This window comes from Anaerovirgula multivorans (assembly GCF_900188145.1).
Classification (GTDB): Bacteria; Bacillota; Clostridia; order Peptostreptococcales; family Natronincolaceae; genus Anaerovirgula; species Anaerovirgula multivorans.
Window position 1 is genome coordinate 1 of the sequence record NZ_FZOJ01000002.1, and the last position, 17,047, is coordinate 17,047.

A 17,047-nucleotide genomic window follows, 5' to 3' on the forward strand; every position below is an offset into this window, starting at 1 on the left:
GAGGGTCCTGTTGCATCTACCATAGAACCTGGGTAGTTAGCCACTTCATTAGTCGTTACAATTTGTCCACCTGTTCTATCTTTTTCTAGTATCAATGTTGACATCTTTCCTCTAGCAGCATATAGCCCTGCAGATAAACCAGCTGGACCGCCCCCGATAATGATTACATCATACACTTTTTCCATACTATTCACCTCTTATCTATCTTATTAATATACATATTATATTATCTGCCTTAAATTAGGCTAGATTAATCATATTTGAATACTCTACTTAGTGGACCTTCTAATCTTCTACAAATACATCATCTATCGCTTCTAACACTTCTGCATGGAAAGGTATCCTTTCTATAGTTAACATCCTTCGACTCCCGACATGCAAAGGTTTTCTGTCTATCTCATATTAGCTAATAATGTAAATTTTTATCGTCTTCGTTAATATTATATCATGGTCCCTTCTGTTTGTAAACTTGTTTATTTTATAATCGTATTTATTTTTACACTTTTCTATCTTTATCTCATCTCTCTATTATAGGTAGCCAACTACAGAACTTAAAGCAGATGACTGAAATCTATGATTCCATGTCAGTCGCTTATACAAGGTGAATTTTTGATATACTAAGGGCTACATTTGCAGCCCATGGTTTTGGGCGAAACCGTAGACCGTGTATATCAAAAGTAGATGACCCAAATCTTTGATTTGCTGTCATTCACTTTCACAGAGTGCAATTAAAGTTTAAAATTGGTTATCTATACAAGAAAAGGCTGAGTTTTCTCAAGGAAAACTCAGCTTTTCACACCTTAATAATTTACCTTTTCTTTTGTTAATAATTCTATAAAGCTATTGGTTAAATTATTGGTATTACTATTTTGTGTAAATAGCAACCCATTTCCAACAACCTGTAATTTTGCTTTTTTATCTGGAAAATAGAAGCCTTCTCTATACAACACTGGTCCTTCATTTAATGGCCAAATCTCACCATAATGCTGCTTATCTATGCCACGATATTCCCTCTTAGTTTTAGCTATTTCCTGTAGGATTTCATCGGGACTAGCATATACCATACTTTGACTTAGGGCATTGGCAAGTTTAATGATGATTTGCCAGTTTTCGTATTCAGTGATGGCACTTATTACCTGATTAACCTTTTGAATTCTTCTTTCAGAGTTTGTAAAGGTTCCTCTGGATTCTACAAAGCTTGCACCAGGTAAAACAACATCAGCTTTTTGGGCAGTTGCAGTTAAATGAGTATCTTGAACCATTAAAAAATTTAATCCACTTAGATTCATATGAGGGATATCTTCTCCGAAGACTAATAAGCCTCTTATTTCTTTTTCTTGTATGCCTTTGACAATAGCTTCCGTAGTTTGTTCAACCCCCATGTCCCTGAGACCCTGACTATTCGCATTGGGTTTAAGCTGTACAATTCCATTTCTAGGGTTACCTATATGCCCTGAAATAACTGCCATATTTGCCAACAGTTTTGCTGCATCAGACGTGATGCTGTTTTCCTCAAACACAATCATTGCTTTTTTAGTGGCTCCATAAAGCTTAGCTATTTCCTTAGCTTCATCACTAATTACAACATTTTCTAAATCTACCTTCAATGCTTCAAATCCAGTTACCCATTCAGCCTTTGTCTTGCAACCATTCTCCACTAGAGCCTTTGTAATCTCTTTCAAGAATACAATGTCATTTGAAGGTGTCACTTTTCTATGGGCCCACTCATCTACTTGAGATTTGAAAGGATTGATAACAATAAGCTTTGCACCATTTTCAACCGCCTTCTTCACCTTAAGTCCAGCAATCGTGTGGTTTTTCATAATATCCGTTCCAACCAATAGGATAGTTTCAGTAGACAATAGTTCATCAAAGGTATTGGTGGAGGCATCATAGCCTAATACGGTTTCAATACTTGCCCCGGTACTATTAAAGCTGCAAATGTTAGCAGTATTGAGTACTTCTTTGCCAAATTTAGAAATTAAATAAATCTCTTCATTTGTATATCGATCTGAAACTGAAACGGCTACAGAGTTATTACCATATAATAAATTTAAGCTTTGCGCTTTTTTAGCAGTATAAAGCAGTGCCTCTTCCCATGAAACCTCTTGAAGTTTGCCTTCTTTTCTAACCAATGGTTTTGATATTCTTTCACCCTGCTGTCCGATATCAAAACCAAACTTGCCTTTTACACAAGCTAAACCTTCATTCACTTTACTTTCTCTTTCTGGTACAGATTTTACCAGCATATCCCCCTTGGCATGAATATTGATATTACAGCCAACGCTACAATATCCACATACTGTGGTGGTAATCTTTGTTTCTACTGGAACAGATTTTGCTATGTTTAATCTTTCTTGAAGTGCTCCAGTTGGACATACGTTAATACACTGTCCACAGGAAATACAGTTGGTTTCCTGTAAAGGTGTCCCAAATGCTGGCTCAACCATAGCATCAAACCCTCTATTGGTTAACCCTAATGCAGCAACTCCCATGACTTCATCACAGGTTCTAACACAAAGACCACATAAAACACATTTATCAGGATTTCTTAAAATAAAAGGATGATTTTCTTTTTCTTCCCGTTTATGAACTTCCCCACTTAATCTTTCTGGCTGTACATCATATTCATTTGATAATTGTAGCAATTTACATTCAAAGAAATCATGACAACCACATTCAAGACATCGTGCTGCTTCCTTCTTAGCGTCTTCTTCACTATATCCAGCTACAATTTCTTCAAAGTTTGTTTTTCTAAATTCAGGCGAAAGATGACTCATAAAAGGTCGATAGCTTTTTTCTCTATCTTCAAAATCCTCTTCTGTTAAATCATCATTGGTCACATAGAAAGGCTCTTTATATGGAATCGTTTCTCCTTCTAAATATCTACAGATAACTTGTGATGCCCTTTTGCCCTCACCTATTGCCTCTATCGCAATGGCTGGTCCTTTATTGGTAGCGTCTCCACCAGCAAAAACCCCTGGTAGGTTGGTTAAAAAGCTATTCTCATCACTATAAATCGTGCCTCTTTTTGTTAATTCCAGTTCTTCAAATCCCTCTTTATCCACTGATTGGCCTATGGAGGCAATAACAGAATCTACTTCGATGATTTCTTCTTCTCCTTCGATTGGTACAGGAGATCTTCTTCCTCTGGCATCTGCTTCTCCTAATTGCATTTTCTGTAGACGTACCTTAGATACTTTGCCATCTTCCCCGATAATTTCAATTGGGCTTACAAGGAACTTAAAGGTGATCCCTTCTTCTTCTGCTTCCTCTACCTCTACATCCTCCGCAGGCATTTCCACCTTTGTTCTACGATAAAGGGCATAAACTTCTTTGGCTCCTAATCTTATGGCAGTTCTACAGGCATCCATTGCTGTATTTCCTCCGCCAACTACAGCAATTCTTCTACCAGTTTTAACTGGTTCGTTTACAGCAAACTTTGTTAAAAATTCAATACCACCAATAACACCCTCCAGGTCTTCGCCCGGACAGTTTAGTTTCGTGCTATTCCATGCCCCAATAGAAACATATACAGCATCAAAGGTATCTCTCAAATGATTCAGCTGAACATCCTTACCAATCCTCATACCAGTGATCATCTTCACACCCATTTTTTCAATAATGGCTATTTCTTGATTAAGCACTTCTTTAGGAAGACGGTACTGTGGAATCCCGTAACGAAGCATTCCTCCCAGCTTTGGCATTGCTTCATAAATAACCACTTGATGACCTTCCTTGGCAAGGTAATAAGCAGCAGTAAGCCCACTAGGACCTCCACCAATAACAGCTATCCTTTTGCCTGTTGCAGGTTTAATTTCTGGAATAAATTCTTCCTTATCTCTTAAATCTATATCTGCCACAAACCTTTTTAGCCACATAATAGATACTGGTTCTTCCACCAGTTCTCTTCTACAAGCTTCCTCACAGGGATGTGGACATACTCTGCCTATACTAGCAGGAAGAGGTAATTGTTCTTTAATCAATTTTACTGCTTCTTTATACTGCCCATTGGCAATTAAACCCACATATCCTTGACAATCGGTTTTCGCTGGACAGGCTCTCACACATGGTGGACGACAATCTCCTACATGATCAGATAAAAGAAGTTCTAAAGCAATTTTTCTTGAACTCTTAACCTTTGGTGTATCCGTTAAGACAATCATGCCATCATTTGCTTCAGTGGCACAGGATCTCAATAGCTTCGGCACCCCTTCCACTTCTACAACGCAAAGTCCGCAGGAACCATAGGCTTGTACTCTATCATCATGACACATGGTAGGAATCTCTATACTATTTTCTCTGGCGATGTCTAGTACAGTCTGACCTTTATGACCTATTACTTCTCTTCCATTTATGTTAAGTCTTATCTTTGTCATATCTATTTCCCCCTATCCTACTACTCTACTTCTACTGCTTTAAATTTACATACCGTCTGACATTTACCACATTTTATACATAAACTCTGATCGATGCTGTGTACTTCTTTTCTTTCACCTGAGATAGCATTTGTAGGACAGTTTCGAGCACATAATGTACATCCAATACAATTTCCAATATTGATAGAATAGGTGAGGAGACTAGCACATTGTTTTGCTGGACACTTTTTATCGTAAATATGCTTTTCATACTCATCTCTAAAATACCGTATCGTACTTAGTACAGGATTGGGTGCTGTTTGTCCTAATCCACACAAAGAGCCTTCTTTAATTTTGACACCTAACTCCTCTAGCAGTTCGATATCTCCATCCTGTCCTTCTCCTGCACAGATACGGGTCAATATTTCTAGCATTCTTTTTGTTCCAATCCTACAATGAATACATTTCCCACAGGATTCTTTACGAGTGAAATCTAAAAAGAATCGAGCCATATCCACCATACAAGTAGTTTCATCCATCACTACCATTCCGCCAGAACCCATAATTGCCCCAGTTTTAGTTATGGAATCATAGTCCACGGAAGTATCTAGCAGGCTAGTAGGAATACATCCACCTGAAGGTCCCCCCATTTGTACTGCTTTGAAGGCTTTATCCTCTTTAATTCCTCCACCAATATCATAAATAACCTCTTTTAAAGGAATGCCCATAGGTACTTCCACTAAACCTCCATTTTTTATCTTTCCTGTCAAAGCAAAAACCTTGGTTCCTTTACTTGTTTCTGTTCCCATAGCTGCAAAGGCACTACCACCATTTTCTATAATCCAAGGTATGTTTGCCAATGTCTCAACATTATTAATATTACTTGGTTTCTGCCAATAACCTTTTTGAGCTGGGAAAGGAGGTTTTAATCTTGGCATTCCTCTTTCTCCTTCAAGGGATGCAATCAAAGCTGTTTCTTCACCACATACAAAGGCCCCTGCTCCTGCTTTAATTCTTAGACTAAAATCAAATCTATTCTCATTAAAGAGGTTCTTGCCTAAATAACCTCTTTCTTTAGCATCTTCAATGGCCCTTTTCAACCGTAAAATAGCAAGTGGATACTCAGCTCTTACATAAATAATACCCTCTTTTGCCCCCATCGCATATCCACCTATAAGCATTCCCTCAATAAGACTATGAGGGTCTCCCTCTAATATACTTCTATCCATAAATGCTCCTGGATCTCCTTCATCAGCGTTACAAATGATATATTTTGTATCTCCAGGAGACTGACGGGCAGCATTCCATTTAAACCAAGTGGGAAATCCTGCTCCTCCCCTTCCCCTTAATCCTGATACCTTAATTTCTTCAATCACTTCATCAGGGGTGGTGCTTTTAATACACTTTTCAATAGCCTTATAGCCTCCTCTGGCTATGTACTCATCTATACTTTCCGGATTCATCATCCCGCAATTTCTTAAAGCAATTCTTTGCTGCTTTTCAAGGGTCTTTTGATCTCCATCAGAAATAGTATATTTTTCTATCTTCTCACCTTTTATCATACTTGCTTCAATAATTTCCTCCACCATTTCCGGTGTCACTTTCACATAAGTTGTTTTCTCACCCTGATCATCTACTACATCAATAATGGGTTCTAAGTAACACATACCTATGCAACCAGTGAGGGCTAGCTCTACTTCCAAACCACGTAGTTCTAATTCTTTTTCTATAGCTCCATATACTTTATTTGCTCCAGCAGCAATCCCACAGCTTCCTTGCCCCACAATAATTTTCATGCTCTAAGCCCCCTTTTGTACTTTTTCTTCAGCTTCCTTAATATCTCTAATAATTTTTCTTACCATATCGGTTGTCAGTTTTCCATAGGTTTCTCCATTAATCATCACTACAGGGGATAAGCTACAGCAACCAAGACATGCAACATTGTTTAAAGTAAACAAATTATCTTCTGTTGTTTCACCCTCTTTTATATTCAACTCATCACAAATAGCCTCTTCAATGGCCTTCGAACCATTTACATGACAGGCAGTACCTTGACAAAGCATAATTAAATATTTCCCAATTGGCTTAAGTCGAAATTGTGTATAAAAAGTAGCAACACCATGAATTTTGGTAGGCTTTATCCCCGTCTCCTCAGCAATATAGTTAAGCGCTTCAATTGGTAAATAATTATACATTTCTTGAACCTCTTGAAGAATGCTGATTAAACTTCCATCAATTCCATCATACTTTTTAAACATTTCCTTTAATTTTACGAAATCAATACTTACATCTTGTTGCTTTTGTTCAATTGCCTTACTTCCTCCACAACAATTCATTCATTTCACTCCCTTTTACATAGCTTAATTTATTTTTTGTCGCTAAATTTAATCATCTCTTCTATAAGTTATATCCTCAATCCCAAAGAAAGACAAAGTGGAACTTTATTCAAGTGAAGTTTTTATTCTATCTAAATGAGCACTTTGTGCTAGTGGCTGACACCATTTGCCACTATAATATTTCAAATTTTTAGATATATTCGCATAATTGCTATTATTATATCATTCTGTCGACAAAAAACAATATCAATTTGCAAAGTAGTCTGCTTTTGAAAACAAGTAGATTATTTAGTGAAAATTGTTTTTTTATTTCTAATACCAATATAATATAAACATGCTTACTTTGTAAACATGTTTATAGTTTTTTTGTTATTTTTTTATTTTTATTGTTAACAAATTATTTTTATCCTCCACCAATGGGTTTAAAAATCTTTACTTTATCACTCTCTTTTAACCTGTAGGTCCCATAGTCCTTTTGTAATAGCTGTTGATTGTTCACCCAAATAGCAACTGAAAAGCTTAAGTTCATGTCCTTTAATAGTTGTTGTATTATATAATCCTCTGGGATAAATTTTTCTTTGTTGTTCACTGTAATTTTCATCCTTTGCCTCATCTCCTCCTTTTTCAGTACTTATCTTTTGACTTGCAGCTAACCTGGACAGGTTAACCAAACCTCACTCAATTCATTGTACGATTTCTTTATCTTAAATATTACTATTCAACAAAGAGAAAGTGAAGCCTTCCTTAGTACCATTTTTTTCCTATAGAGAACATAATTGTATTAAGAAACCTCCTCTAAGAGGAAGTTTAAGCAGATACTTCCCTACTATCATCCCAAAAGCAGTCTTAACAAAATTTTTATTGTAGTAAAAACACACTTAGTTGTCAAAAATAATAGAGCTCTATTATTTATCATTGTTTATTAAAACTAAAGTACAGAGGGTATATTTATATAATGATTGTGGAAAAGTTTAGTTTGTGATAAAATTTTCTATGTGGTTTTTTTAAAAATATCTCCCTATGGATCAATTCTATAGGATTTATGATAATTTAAATAGAAAGAAGTTGAGGAAAACAGATGCAACGAAAAGATATTAGAAATGTAGCAATTATTGCCCATGTTGACCACGGAAAAACAACACTTGTTGACCAAATGTTGAGACAAAGCGGCACTTTCCGAGTTAATGAGGTATTAGAAGAAAGAGTAATGGACTCTAACTCTTTAGAAAAAGAGCGAGGCATTACAATTTTATCTAAAAATACAGCAATCTCCTATAAAGATGTAAAGATCAATATTATTGATACTCCGGGACATGCTGATTTTGGTGGAGAAGTTGAAAGAATTATGAATATGGTGGATGGCGTACTTCTATTAGTGGATGCTTCTGAGGGTCCCATGCCGCAAACCCGTTTTGTTCTCCAGAAAGCTCTAAAGCAAGGGTTAACACCTATTGTAGTAGTAAATAAAGTGGATCGTCCAGAAGCTAGGATAGCAGAAGTAATAGATGAAGTGCTGGATTTATTTATTGATTTAGAAGCAAGCGATGAACAGTTGGAATTCTCAACGATTTATGCTTCAGCTAAGAATGGGTTTGCTACCCTATCTCCTGATGAAGAAGGAGTAGACTTCGCTCCTTTATTCGAATCAATACTTGATCATATTCCTTCTCCAGAAGGTGATGACCAAGATGGTTTACAACTTTCTATATCCTCTATTGATTATGACAAGTATATTGGTAGAATTGGTATTGGAAAAATTGCAAGAGGTACAATTAATAAGGGACAAAGTGCTGTATTAGCTACTACAAAAGATGAGTTAGTCAATGTAAAAATCAGTAATCTTTACAATTTCCAAGGGTTAAAACGTGTAGAGCTGGAAACAGCTACAGTGGGAGAAATCGTTGCGATATCAGGTATAGCCGATATTAATATTGGTGATTCTATATGCTCTGTCGATAAAGTAGAACCACTGCCTTATATTAAAATTGATGACCCTACCATTTCCATGACCTTTATGGTAAGTGATAGTCCCTTTGCTGGTCGTGAAGGTACTTTTGTAACCAGTCGTCATTTAAAGGATCGCTTAGAGCGAGAAATGCTATCTAATGTTGCAATGCGTATGGAGGAATTATCTGCCGATAGCTTTAAGGTTTTAGGTAGAGGTGAACTTCACCTATCGATCCTTATAGAAACCATGCGACGTGAAGGCTATGAATTTTCTGTATCTAGACCTCAGGTTATTATGAAGAAAACTGAAGAGGGTTTACTAGAGCCTATGGAACGACTTTTTGTAGAGGCGCCTGAAGAAAACGCTAGCTCTGTTATTGAAAAACTTGGACAACGTAAAGCTGAAATGCAAAATATGCATCCTACAGGAACAGGCATGATGAAGCTAGAATTTAGAATCCCTGCCCGTGGACTGATTGGCTACCGTTCAGAATTTTTAACAGATACAAAGGGTTATGGTATCTTCCATCATTTATTTGACGGATATGATCTTTATAGAGGAGATTTTCGTGTAAGAACAAGGGGTTCACTAATTGCCTTTGAAAGTGGAACCGCAGTAGCTTATGGTATTTATAACGCACAGGAAAGAGGCAAAATTTTCATTTCTCCTGGTACTGATGTTTATGAAGGCATGGTTGTAGGAGAAAGCTCCCGATTAGAGGATATCGCTGTAAATGTTTGTAAAAGAAAACAATTAACAAATGTAAGAGCTTCAGGATCAGATGACGCTCTAAAACTTGTTCCTCCTATAGTTTTTTCCCTAGAGCAGTCATTAGAATTTATTGCAGATGATGAATTAGTAGAAGTAACACCAAAGAGTATACGTATTCGCAAGAGAATATTGGATAAAGTAACTCGAGAAAGAACACAACGTAGAACTCAAGGTTAATAGTAGTCATGATAAAGGGGTATAGCTAAAGCTATACCCCTTTTTTTTCATTTTAAAGTATCCTATCATCCTTCAATTCTTTTATAGCATGCTTCACCGCTAATTTTACAACAAAGTATAGCATCATAGCTGGAATAACAAAATAGATAGGAGTCATCAACAGTGCTAGAAAACTAAGACTCATCATGGATTCTCCTCCCCTTACTATATTAGATTACATACAATGAGACATATTTTCAATTCATAATTTTCCATCCTCTAGTGAAAAATAGATCAATATGCCTCATTAGCATAGAGTCATTATAATGGTTGTGTTAATACATATTTATTTTGTTAAGAGGATAAAATCTAATAAAAACTTTTCCTAGCACATTTTCGACAGGTATAGAACCAATTGCTCTGCTGTCAAAGCTTATATTTCTATTATCTCCCATAACAAAAACATGATTTTCAGGCACTACTACTGGTTCAAAATCATAAAGCATATCCTCTTTAATATAGTCTTCAACCAACGCAACTCCATTACGATACACTTTGCCTTCTTTAAATTCTAATAAATCTCCAGCTTCACCGATTACTCTTTTTATCCAAAAACGTCTATCGGTATTATTATTGATCATCCTACTCACTAAAGGGTTGTCTACAAACTCGTCCTTTAAGGTCCTTTTTCTATCTACTCTACTGTCAATGATGACAATATCACCATATTTAGGGTCTTTGCCTAATATGTAGGCACTTTTAAATATCATTACATGATCTCCAACCTTGTCGGCATCAAAAGAACTCTCCCCCTCTAACGTTGGTTCCATAGAGGCTTCACTCACTATAGAGGGTTGAAAAATAAATATACTGATCAATATAGAAATTAGCAAAGCGAAAAGAAGGGTTTTGCTCCACTCCAATATTTCTTTTATTATCCTTTTTTTCTTCATAAACTCACTCTCTTTCTTAATGATATGGGTTCAGTTAAAAAAACATAGCAACCGCCCGAACTGGTGAGCCATCAGCATTCTCATAGTTTAAAGGTAAACATGAAAAAACAAAAATTTCCTCATTGATTAAGTTTAGATTTGTAAGATTTTCAATAACTATCATATTATTTTCAAATAGTTTATAATGGACTGGAAAAGTAGTCGTTTTCATATCGTCAATAGATATTGCATCTACTCCAATTCCCTTTAGATTAAAACCAGCCAACCAAGCCGCCGCCTCCACTGTGAGAAAAGGAAATCCATCAAAATATTTGTCTTCACCCCAGTACTGGCTCCATCCCGTCTTTAATAATACATAATCTAAATCCTTCAGCTTACTTTCATATTTCAATAAATCTTCTTTAGATATTTCTTGTTTCTCAATATTAGTAAAATCAAGAACAGCTGCCTTTCCAACAAAGTGGTCAATTCCCAGTTGATTAAGTAAGTTTGCTCCTAGCAACATATGTCCAGGTGCATCAATATGAGTACCCGTATGAGAGTATAAAGATAATTTTGTTTCTATGAAGCCATCCTTTTCAAGCGTGTTTGCAGGAAAAAATATTGGTTTTTCTGTTCCTGGAAATACTGGCATATCTGCGTGCATTACCTGTGTCAAGTCGATTATTTTCATATACTCACCTTGTATAATGTAATATTAAAATTGCATTACCCTTTCTTTTGAGATTAAATGTTATGATCTCTCTTTATACTAACATGAAAACCGATTATATAGATATACGTCTTTATAATTAAATTTAGACTGTCTCGTTATTTTTATACTTCTACAAATTTCTGCTAATTCCTTCCAAGCCTTTATTTATATTCCTTCAGGACTTCTAACTTTTTTAGACAATACATCAGAAATCTAGTAAAATTAATACTAACAAGAAACTTTCAACGAAGTAGAAGTGGAATAGCTTTTTGCAACTATATAATCAGTTGTGTGTCTAATAATTAGAAGGGAGGATCTAATGCCGTGAATCAACAGGAAAAGTTAATGACCCAGCAGTTAAGGGATAAAAATTCTCTTACCTATAAGAAGCTAATTGATGATTGCGGTGATAGATTATTACGTCTCGCCTTCATTGTTGTTGGAGATCAACAAATAGCTGAGGATGTCGTACAGGAGAGCTTTTTAGCCCTATATCAAAATATTGAAACTTTTCGAGGTGAAAGTTCAATTATTACATGGCTTACAAGGGTTACTATTAATAAAGCTAAAAATGTACTAAGAAGGAAGAAGCTGAAGAGCATTGATTTTAAAGAAGGAATAGATATTCAAGACACTTCACCTCTGCCCGAAGAATACTTAGAAACTAAGGAGAAGAAAGTGAAGGTGAGAAATCTGCTCTTGTCTCTTCCTTTAAAATATAGAGATGTCTTGTATTTGTATTACTATGAGGAAATAAAAATCAAAGAAATTGCCGACATATTAGACCTCACAGAATCTGGTGTGAAATCAAGATTGAAAAGAGGCCGGGAACATATGAAGGAATTATTAGTAGAAAGGGGTGTTGCTCAGTGAAGGAAAAAATAAAGTTTGATGATCATCAGCTGGATACAAAGATTAAAAACTTGTTTACTGAAGCCACTGGAAACTTAAAAATGGATACTGCTTTTAGGCATAAGCTTTTGACGATATCTGAAGAGCAAAGGCCTTTATCTCCCTTTTCTCGCTTTCTAGAAAAGGAAATATGTCTCCCTGTATTTTCTTTACCCGCTTTTGCAGTTATTCTTATGATTCTAATAGGTATATCTGCACATAGCTTCCTTTTACCAGAGAATTCGCCTCAACCAAAATATGAAATCGTTGAAATGAATTATGGAGATTTAAATATGTGTATAAGCAATAGATATTAGTCATTATGCTTTTATCGGAGGTGCCCTATGAAAAAAATAATTAGAATTAAAGCAAAGGATTTGCTCAAAGGAATAGGTGTTTTTCTGGCTATTCTTCTACTGATTTACGCATTTTTACCTTCTGTCATGTTATCTATTGCTAATCGATACCATCGACAGGGTAATCTCTTAATTGCCAAAGCCTATTACGATCGTATGGATAGGTTTTTCCCAAATCGTAGCGCAACGGCTGAAGCCCTAGAAAGGGCAACACAGATTGCAGACAATCATAATTTATTAATGATTTCCTCAACGGGTGTGGGGAGTACCTCTCATATTGGAGGTACTATATCTAAAGAAACAGAAGCTTATTATAAGAAGCTAGTTGACAGATTTCCCCATACATGGCAAGGTAAAAGAGCTAAGGTTGAATTAACTAGCCAAGAGATTAAGCATCTAATTAGTGAAGATAAAATTGAGGAAGCTTTTTCTCTAATGAAGCATCATTATGAAACCATCAATGCCAATACATCTACAAACTATTGGGACCCGTCTGTGGCTTTAGAAGCTGTAACAGCTTTGAAAAGCAAGGGACTATACACTGAGGGACTAGACATTTTAAAGTATATGATGGAGGATGACGAAAATCATCAAAATACCGATGTATATGAATTAACAGCAGATCTCTATAGTTTTCTAGGAAATAAACAAGAGGCAGAAAAATACTATGCTCGTCTTTTAGAGATGCACAATGAAAACATACAGATGGAGCTTCAATACTCAGATCAAGAACATAGGGAGGGAATTACAAGCTATTATGCTGAGAAAAAAGAAGAAGTTCTAAGGAAGCTGGCATCCCTCAAGGATACAGCTTCAGAATACGGTGCCATAACCGGTACCATAGCTTTAAAAGATCAACCCTTAAGGTCCATACCAGTATTTATTCAACCCCAAAGAGATCCCAGGGGCGGCACGATGAGTGGCGTAACATATGATTCTATATGGGTATTAAGTGATGAACAAGGACAGTTTAACTTCAATTATGTAGAACCCGGAAGATATAGCTTAGGTTTTGTTGTAGATTTAGATGTGGTAGGCGATGTAGTGCTGAAGGGGGGCTTCTTTCCTAAATCTACTATATATGTTGATGAAGAGGAAAAACAGCATTGGGATTTTCAACTGGTGGATACTTTAAACGTGTTATCGCCTACTGATCATGAAAAAATAACTGGTGATACTATTCATTTTAAGTGGGAACCCTTTGAAGAGGCTGCCTACTATACGCTAGAACTAGGAGCCTATTCCCTTAATGGTTCAGGCTCTTACTCCACTAATTATTCAGAGAGAAAATTCTATACCAATGAAGCAATTCTATCTATCGATGAGCTCACTTATTTTCCTTCAGGCATGACGTTTGACGAGGAGGGTCCTACACCAGATTCCTTTTTTGGTTTCGGTCATCCGAAAGGAAAATATTTTTGGGGAGTGTTAGCCCATGATGAGGATGGAAATATACTTACCTCCTCAAGAGGTTATTTAAAAGGGCAAAATACTGATTTTGCTTTTGAAGAAAGAAGTATAAGGCTTGGAGATGAACTTCTCCTTAAAAGAAAATTTGCTGAGGCTATCGCTGCCTATGAAGAAGATCTAAAAGTAAACCCCAATGATGTTTATGCCTTAAGTATGTTGGGTAAATTATACGGTCTTTCCTATGGCAACATTGAAAAATATCCTTATAGTGACATTGATAAAGCTGTAAATTATTATGAAAGATTATACCAACTTACCGATAATCCACGATTTTTAAAAGATACGATTGAATTATTATATCAAGAAAAGAAGAACTATCACAATGTGCTTCAGCTTCTTGAAGTATTGGAAGAAAAGGAAGATCTAAAGCCTTGGCACCAGAGATATCGTGTAATGATTTACAGTCATGAGGGAAATTATGAAGCCGCCCTCCAGGAGCTCTTAACTATGGATACTAAGTACCATGGCTTAGAAGCCTCTCTAAGAATTATTACTAACAATTTTACAGGAATACAGTTGCAGGAAAGGGATATACTTGAAGAAAAATGGGTTGCAGCTTTGCAGCAGTATGAGGAAACATATGCATCGATGGATATGGATTTAAAAGAAAACATTAGAAAAAGCACTCCACTAGAAGCTCTAAAGCTCCTAGAAAATAGAGATTTAACACCTCATAAAGCATTATTGCAATTAGCCCTAAAGGTGGTAGAGCCTACCTCATCTATTTATGAGTATGAAGCGCTGCTAGAGTATACCAATAAATACAAGTCTATAGATCCTGTTGCTAATGAAATCTTAGAAGGTATGTTTGCAATTCCAATTCGCTATTATAACTAAATGACCCTAAGTAGACAACTGAAAGTTTGGTTTGTAACTTTTTTTATTGATCACTTGCAAGGTGAAAATAGATGTTATTTATGTATTTAAATTAATAGGACTCCTTTTTGAGTCCTATTAATTATTTATTGATTATTATTCATACCTTGGCTTAATTGAGACTTAATTTGCTGCATATCTTGTGGATTTGCAGATTGAGCTGATTGATAATAACCTTTTTGCTCAGCTACTTGATATAAGCTATATTGAAATTGCTCGTCTCCATCTCTCATTTGTTGTAGAGTTTGTCTTAGATTTTGATCAGAAGCTTCTCCAATAGCTCTTGTATATTCAGTCATTCCTGCTTTAGTCATAGCCAATATGTCATTTACCATATCTTTATCGTTCATGCTTTTCCCTCCTTCATAAATTTTTATAACAAAGTCTTCCTTCTTTAGATTAATAGGTAGACTTTGTTGAAATCAATCACGTAAATTATAACTTACTGAAATTTTTAAAAAGTTTTTAATTTTCTATTGGTTATAGGAATGTCATTAATTTTTGTGCCGCGCCTTGAGCGGATTGTGCGCTTTGCTGAAACATTTGTTTTACTTGTTGATCTTGGCATTGTTGTGCATAAGTGTTAAGTTTTGATACCATCATTTGATGATTACTAATAAGGTGTCTTAAGTTTTGAAGTTCTAATTGATTTAATTGTGCCATTATAGTTCCTCCCTTCACTGTGATAATATTATTTCCTCTAATATTATGTCTCTTCCAAAGAGAAGTATGTAAAGCTAAATCTTATTTAAAATAACAAATTATTCCAATAACAAAATCCCATCCAAAAGGATGAGATTTTGTTGCAGTCCATAGCTTCCTATATTTTATAATAAATGTATTTCCGCCTTTTCACATGCAGTCATCATATCTTCAGACCATACAGCTGCTTGTACCTCACCAATATGGGCCTTCCTTAAGAAAAACATGCAAATTCTTGATTGACCGATTCCACCCCCAACAGTATATGGCAGTTTTCTATTCAAGATTAATTGATGATAATCCAATCCCTTACGATCTTCACAAGCCGCCAGCTTCAGCTGTTTTTCTAAAGCCTCTTCATCTACACGAATACCCATAGAGGACAGTTCAAAGGCCATCTCCAACACTGGATACCAGAAGATAATATCTCCATTTAAATGCCAATCATCATAGTCAGGAGCTCTCCCATCATGTCTTGTGCCAGATTCTAGAGTATCTCCAATCTCCATAATAAAGACTGCACCCTTTTCTTTAGCAATAGCATCTTCTCTTTCTTTAGAAGTAAACTGGGGATACATATCCTCTAACTGTTGTGTTGTAATAAAAGTAATTTTTTCTGGAAGAAATGCTTTTAAAGTAGGGTATACGCTACATAAGTATTTTTCTGTGTCTTTAAATACTTTGTAAATTCTTTTCACAGTACTCTTCAAATTCTCTTGATTCCTATCTTCTTTGTTTATTATCTTTTCCCAATCCCATTGATCTACATAAACAGAATGGAGATTATCTAAATCTTCATCTCGTCGAATCGCATTCATATCCGTATATAACCCTTCTCCTTCACTAAATCCATATTTATGCAGAGCCATACGCTTCCACTTTGCTAAAGAGTGGACAATTTCTACTTCTCTACTACCTATTCCCTTTACATCAAAAGCGACGGGTCGTTCTATTCCATTTAAATTGTCATTTAACCCCGTTTCTGGACGTACAAATAAAGGTGCTGATACACGAGTTAGATTTAGTTCCTCTGCAAGTCTTGCTTCAAAATAATCTTTAATCATTTTAATTGCAACTTCTGTTTCTCTAATGTTTAGATATGGTTTATACCCTTTCGGTATCTTTAGTAATTCATTTAAGCTTTTCATTGATATATCCTCCTATGCATATTTGTATTTTTACAAAAATAAAAAGTCCTTCATCCCTATATAAAGGACGAAGGACATCATTGTCTCCGCGGTACCACCTTAATTAGCTAAGTAATAACAGCTCTCTCTCAATCAGTACGGAATCTAAATTCGATACTGTCCATTGAATAACGGTTTGGTTCCGCCTAAGCCTACTTTGTCTTTACATTTCAGTTAGGAACTCAGAGATGTTCTTCAACATAGACTTCGTATTGGTCTTCCACCGTCACCAACTCGCTATAACTACTTTCCATATTTACTCTTCTCTTCATAGTCTTTTTTGATTATACATGTTTAAACTTTTTTCTATTATAATCCACAGAAAATAGTCTGTCAATATAATTTTAAA

General features: G+C 35.7%; 15 protein-coding genes and 1 other annotated feature. Of the genes, 4 read left to right on the forward strand and 11 right to left on the reverse strand.

All coding sequences use genetic code 11. The annotated features are described in order from the left end of the window. The 5 genes from CHB72_RS02050 to thiS form a co-directional block, all read right to left on the reverse strand. Positions 1-185: NAD(P)/FAD-dependent oxidoreductase (locus tag CHB72_RS02050; protein ID WP_141131293.1), on the reverse strand; the 185-nt coding region annotated here is incomplete at its 3' end. 615 nt (positions 186-800) lie between these two features. Then, positions 801-4,379, reverse strand: coding sequence for an NAD(P)-binding protein (locus CHB72_RS02055; protein WP_089281214.1), 3,579 nt, complete (start codon positions 4,377-4,379; stop codon positions 801-803). Positions 4,380-4,399: 20 nt separating this feature from the next. Further along, positions 4,400-6,154: an NADH-quinone oxidoreductase subunit NuoF gene (locus tag CHB72_RS02060; RefSeq protein WP_089281215.1), complete on the reverse strand. Its 1,755-nt coding sequence runs from the start codon at positions 6,152-6,154 to the stop codon at positions 4,400-4,402. Positions 6,155-6,157: 3 nt separating this feature from the next. Next, positions 6,158-6,694 (reverse strand): NADH-quinone oxidoreductase subunit NuoE, encoded by a 537-nt coding sequence (gene nuoE / locus CHB72_RS02065; protein ID WP_089281216.1) that lies wholly within the window; start codon positions 6,692-6,694, stop codon positions 6,158-6,160. A 403-nt stretch (positions 6,695-7,097) separates the two neighbouring features. After that, positions 7,098-7,295, reverse strand: a complete 198-nt coding sequence (thiS, locus tag CHB72_RS02070; protein WP_176431144.1) for a sulfur carrier protein ThiS — start codon at positions 7,293-7,295, stop codon at positions 7,098-7,100. Between the two features lie 477 nt (positions 7,296-7,772). Here thiS and typA point away from each other — a divergent pair, with 477 nt between their 5' ends. Further along, complete coding sequence (gene typA / locus CHB72_RS02075) at positions 7,773-9,590, forward strand: translational GTPase TypA (protein ID WP_089281218.1); 1,818 nt, start codon at positions 7,773-7,775, stop codon at positions 9,588-9,590. A gap of 52 nt (positions 9,591-9,642) precedes the next feature. Here the strand turns inward: typA and CHB72_RS27670 are convergent, their stop codons facing one another. The 3 genes from CHB72_RS27670 to CHB72_RS02085 all read right to left on the reverse strand — a co-directional run bounded on the left by CHB72_RS27670 (position 9,643) and on the right by CHB72_RS02085 (position 11,195). Then, entirely contained in the window at positions 9,643-9,777 is a 135-nt protein-coding gene (locus CHB72_RS27670; protein ID WP_278277799.1) for a hypothetical protein, read from the reverse strand. Between the two features lie 127 nt (positions 9,778-9,904). Beyond that, entirely contained in the window at positions 9,905-10,522 is a 618-nt protein-coding gene (lepB, locus tag CHB72_RS02080) for a signal peptidase I (protein ID WP_089281219.1), read from the reverse strand. 34 nt (positions 10,523-10,556) lie between these two features. Continuing rightward, the gene (locus tag CHB72_RS02085; protein ID WP_089281220.1) at positions 10,557-11,195 is read right to left on the reverse strand and encodes a cyclase family protein; all 639 of its coding nucleotides are present in this window, start codon (positions 11,193-11,195) and stop codon (positions 10,557-10,559) included. A 345-nt stretch (positions 11,196-11,540) separates the two neighbouring features. On the opposite strand from CHB72_RS02085, the gene CHB72_RS02090 reads away from it, so the two are divergent. Genes CHB72_RS02090 through CHB72_RS02100 form a run of 3 tightly spaced genes read left to right on the forward strand, consistent with a single transcriptional unit; the run spans position 11,541 to position 14,770 of the window. Then, positions 11,541-12,089: an RNA polymerase sigma factor gene (locus tag CHB72_RS02090; RefSeq protein WP_089281221.1), complete on the forward strand. Its 549-nt coding sequence runs from the start codon at positions 11,541-11,543 to the stop codon at positions 12,087-12,089. Then, the gene (locus CHB72_RS02095) at positions 12,086-12,424 is read left to right on the forward strand and encodes a hypothetical protein (RefSeq protein ID WP_089281222.1); all 339 of its coding nucleotides are present in this window, start codon (positions 12,086-12,088) and stop codon (positions 12,422-12,424) included. The genes CHB72_RS02090 and CHB72_RS02095 overlap by 4 nt, the downstream gene beginning before the upstream one ends. Before the next feature lie 27 nt (positions 12,425-12,451). Then, the gene (locus tag CHB72_RS02100) at positions 12,452-14,770 is read left to right on the forward strand and encodes a tetratricopeptide repeat protein (protein ID WP_089281223.1); all 2,319 of its coding nucleotides are present in this window, start codon (positions 12,452-12,454) and stop codon (positions 14,768-14,770) included. Between the two features lie 125 nt (positions 14,771-14,895). Here CHB72_RS02100 and CHB72_RS02105 read toward each other — a convergent pair whose 3' ends face one another. From CHB72_RS02105 to asnA, 3 genes are all read right to left on the reverse strand, one after another. Next, complete coding sequence (locus CHB72_RS02105) at positions 14,896-15,159, reverse strand: spore coat protein (protein ID WP_089281224.1); 264 nt, start codon at positions 15,157-15,159, stop codon at positions 14,896-14,898. A 130-nt stretch (positions 15,160-15,289) separates the two neighbouring features. After that, positions 15,290-15,472 (reverse strand): spore coat protein, encoded by a 183-nt coding sequence (locus CHB72_RS02110; protein WP_089281225.1) that lies wholly within the window; start codon positions 15,470-15,472, stop codon positions 15,290-15,292. A 164-nt stretch (positions 15,473-15,636) separates the two neighbouring features. Continuing rightward, positions 15,637-16,659 (reverse strand): aspartate--ammonia ligase, encoded by a 1,023-nt coding sequence (gene asnA / locus CHB72_RS02115; RefSeq protein ID WP_089281226.1) that lies wholly within the window; start codon positions 16,657-16,659, stop codon positions 15,637-15,639. A 60-nt stretch (positions 16,660-16,719) separates the two neighbouring features. Next, positions 16,720-16,979: a binding site (T-box leader), on the reverse strand. Positions 16,980-17,047 lie beyond the last annotated feature (68 nt).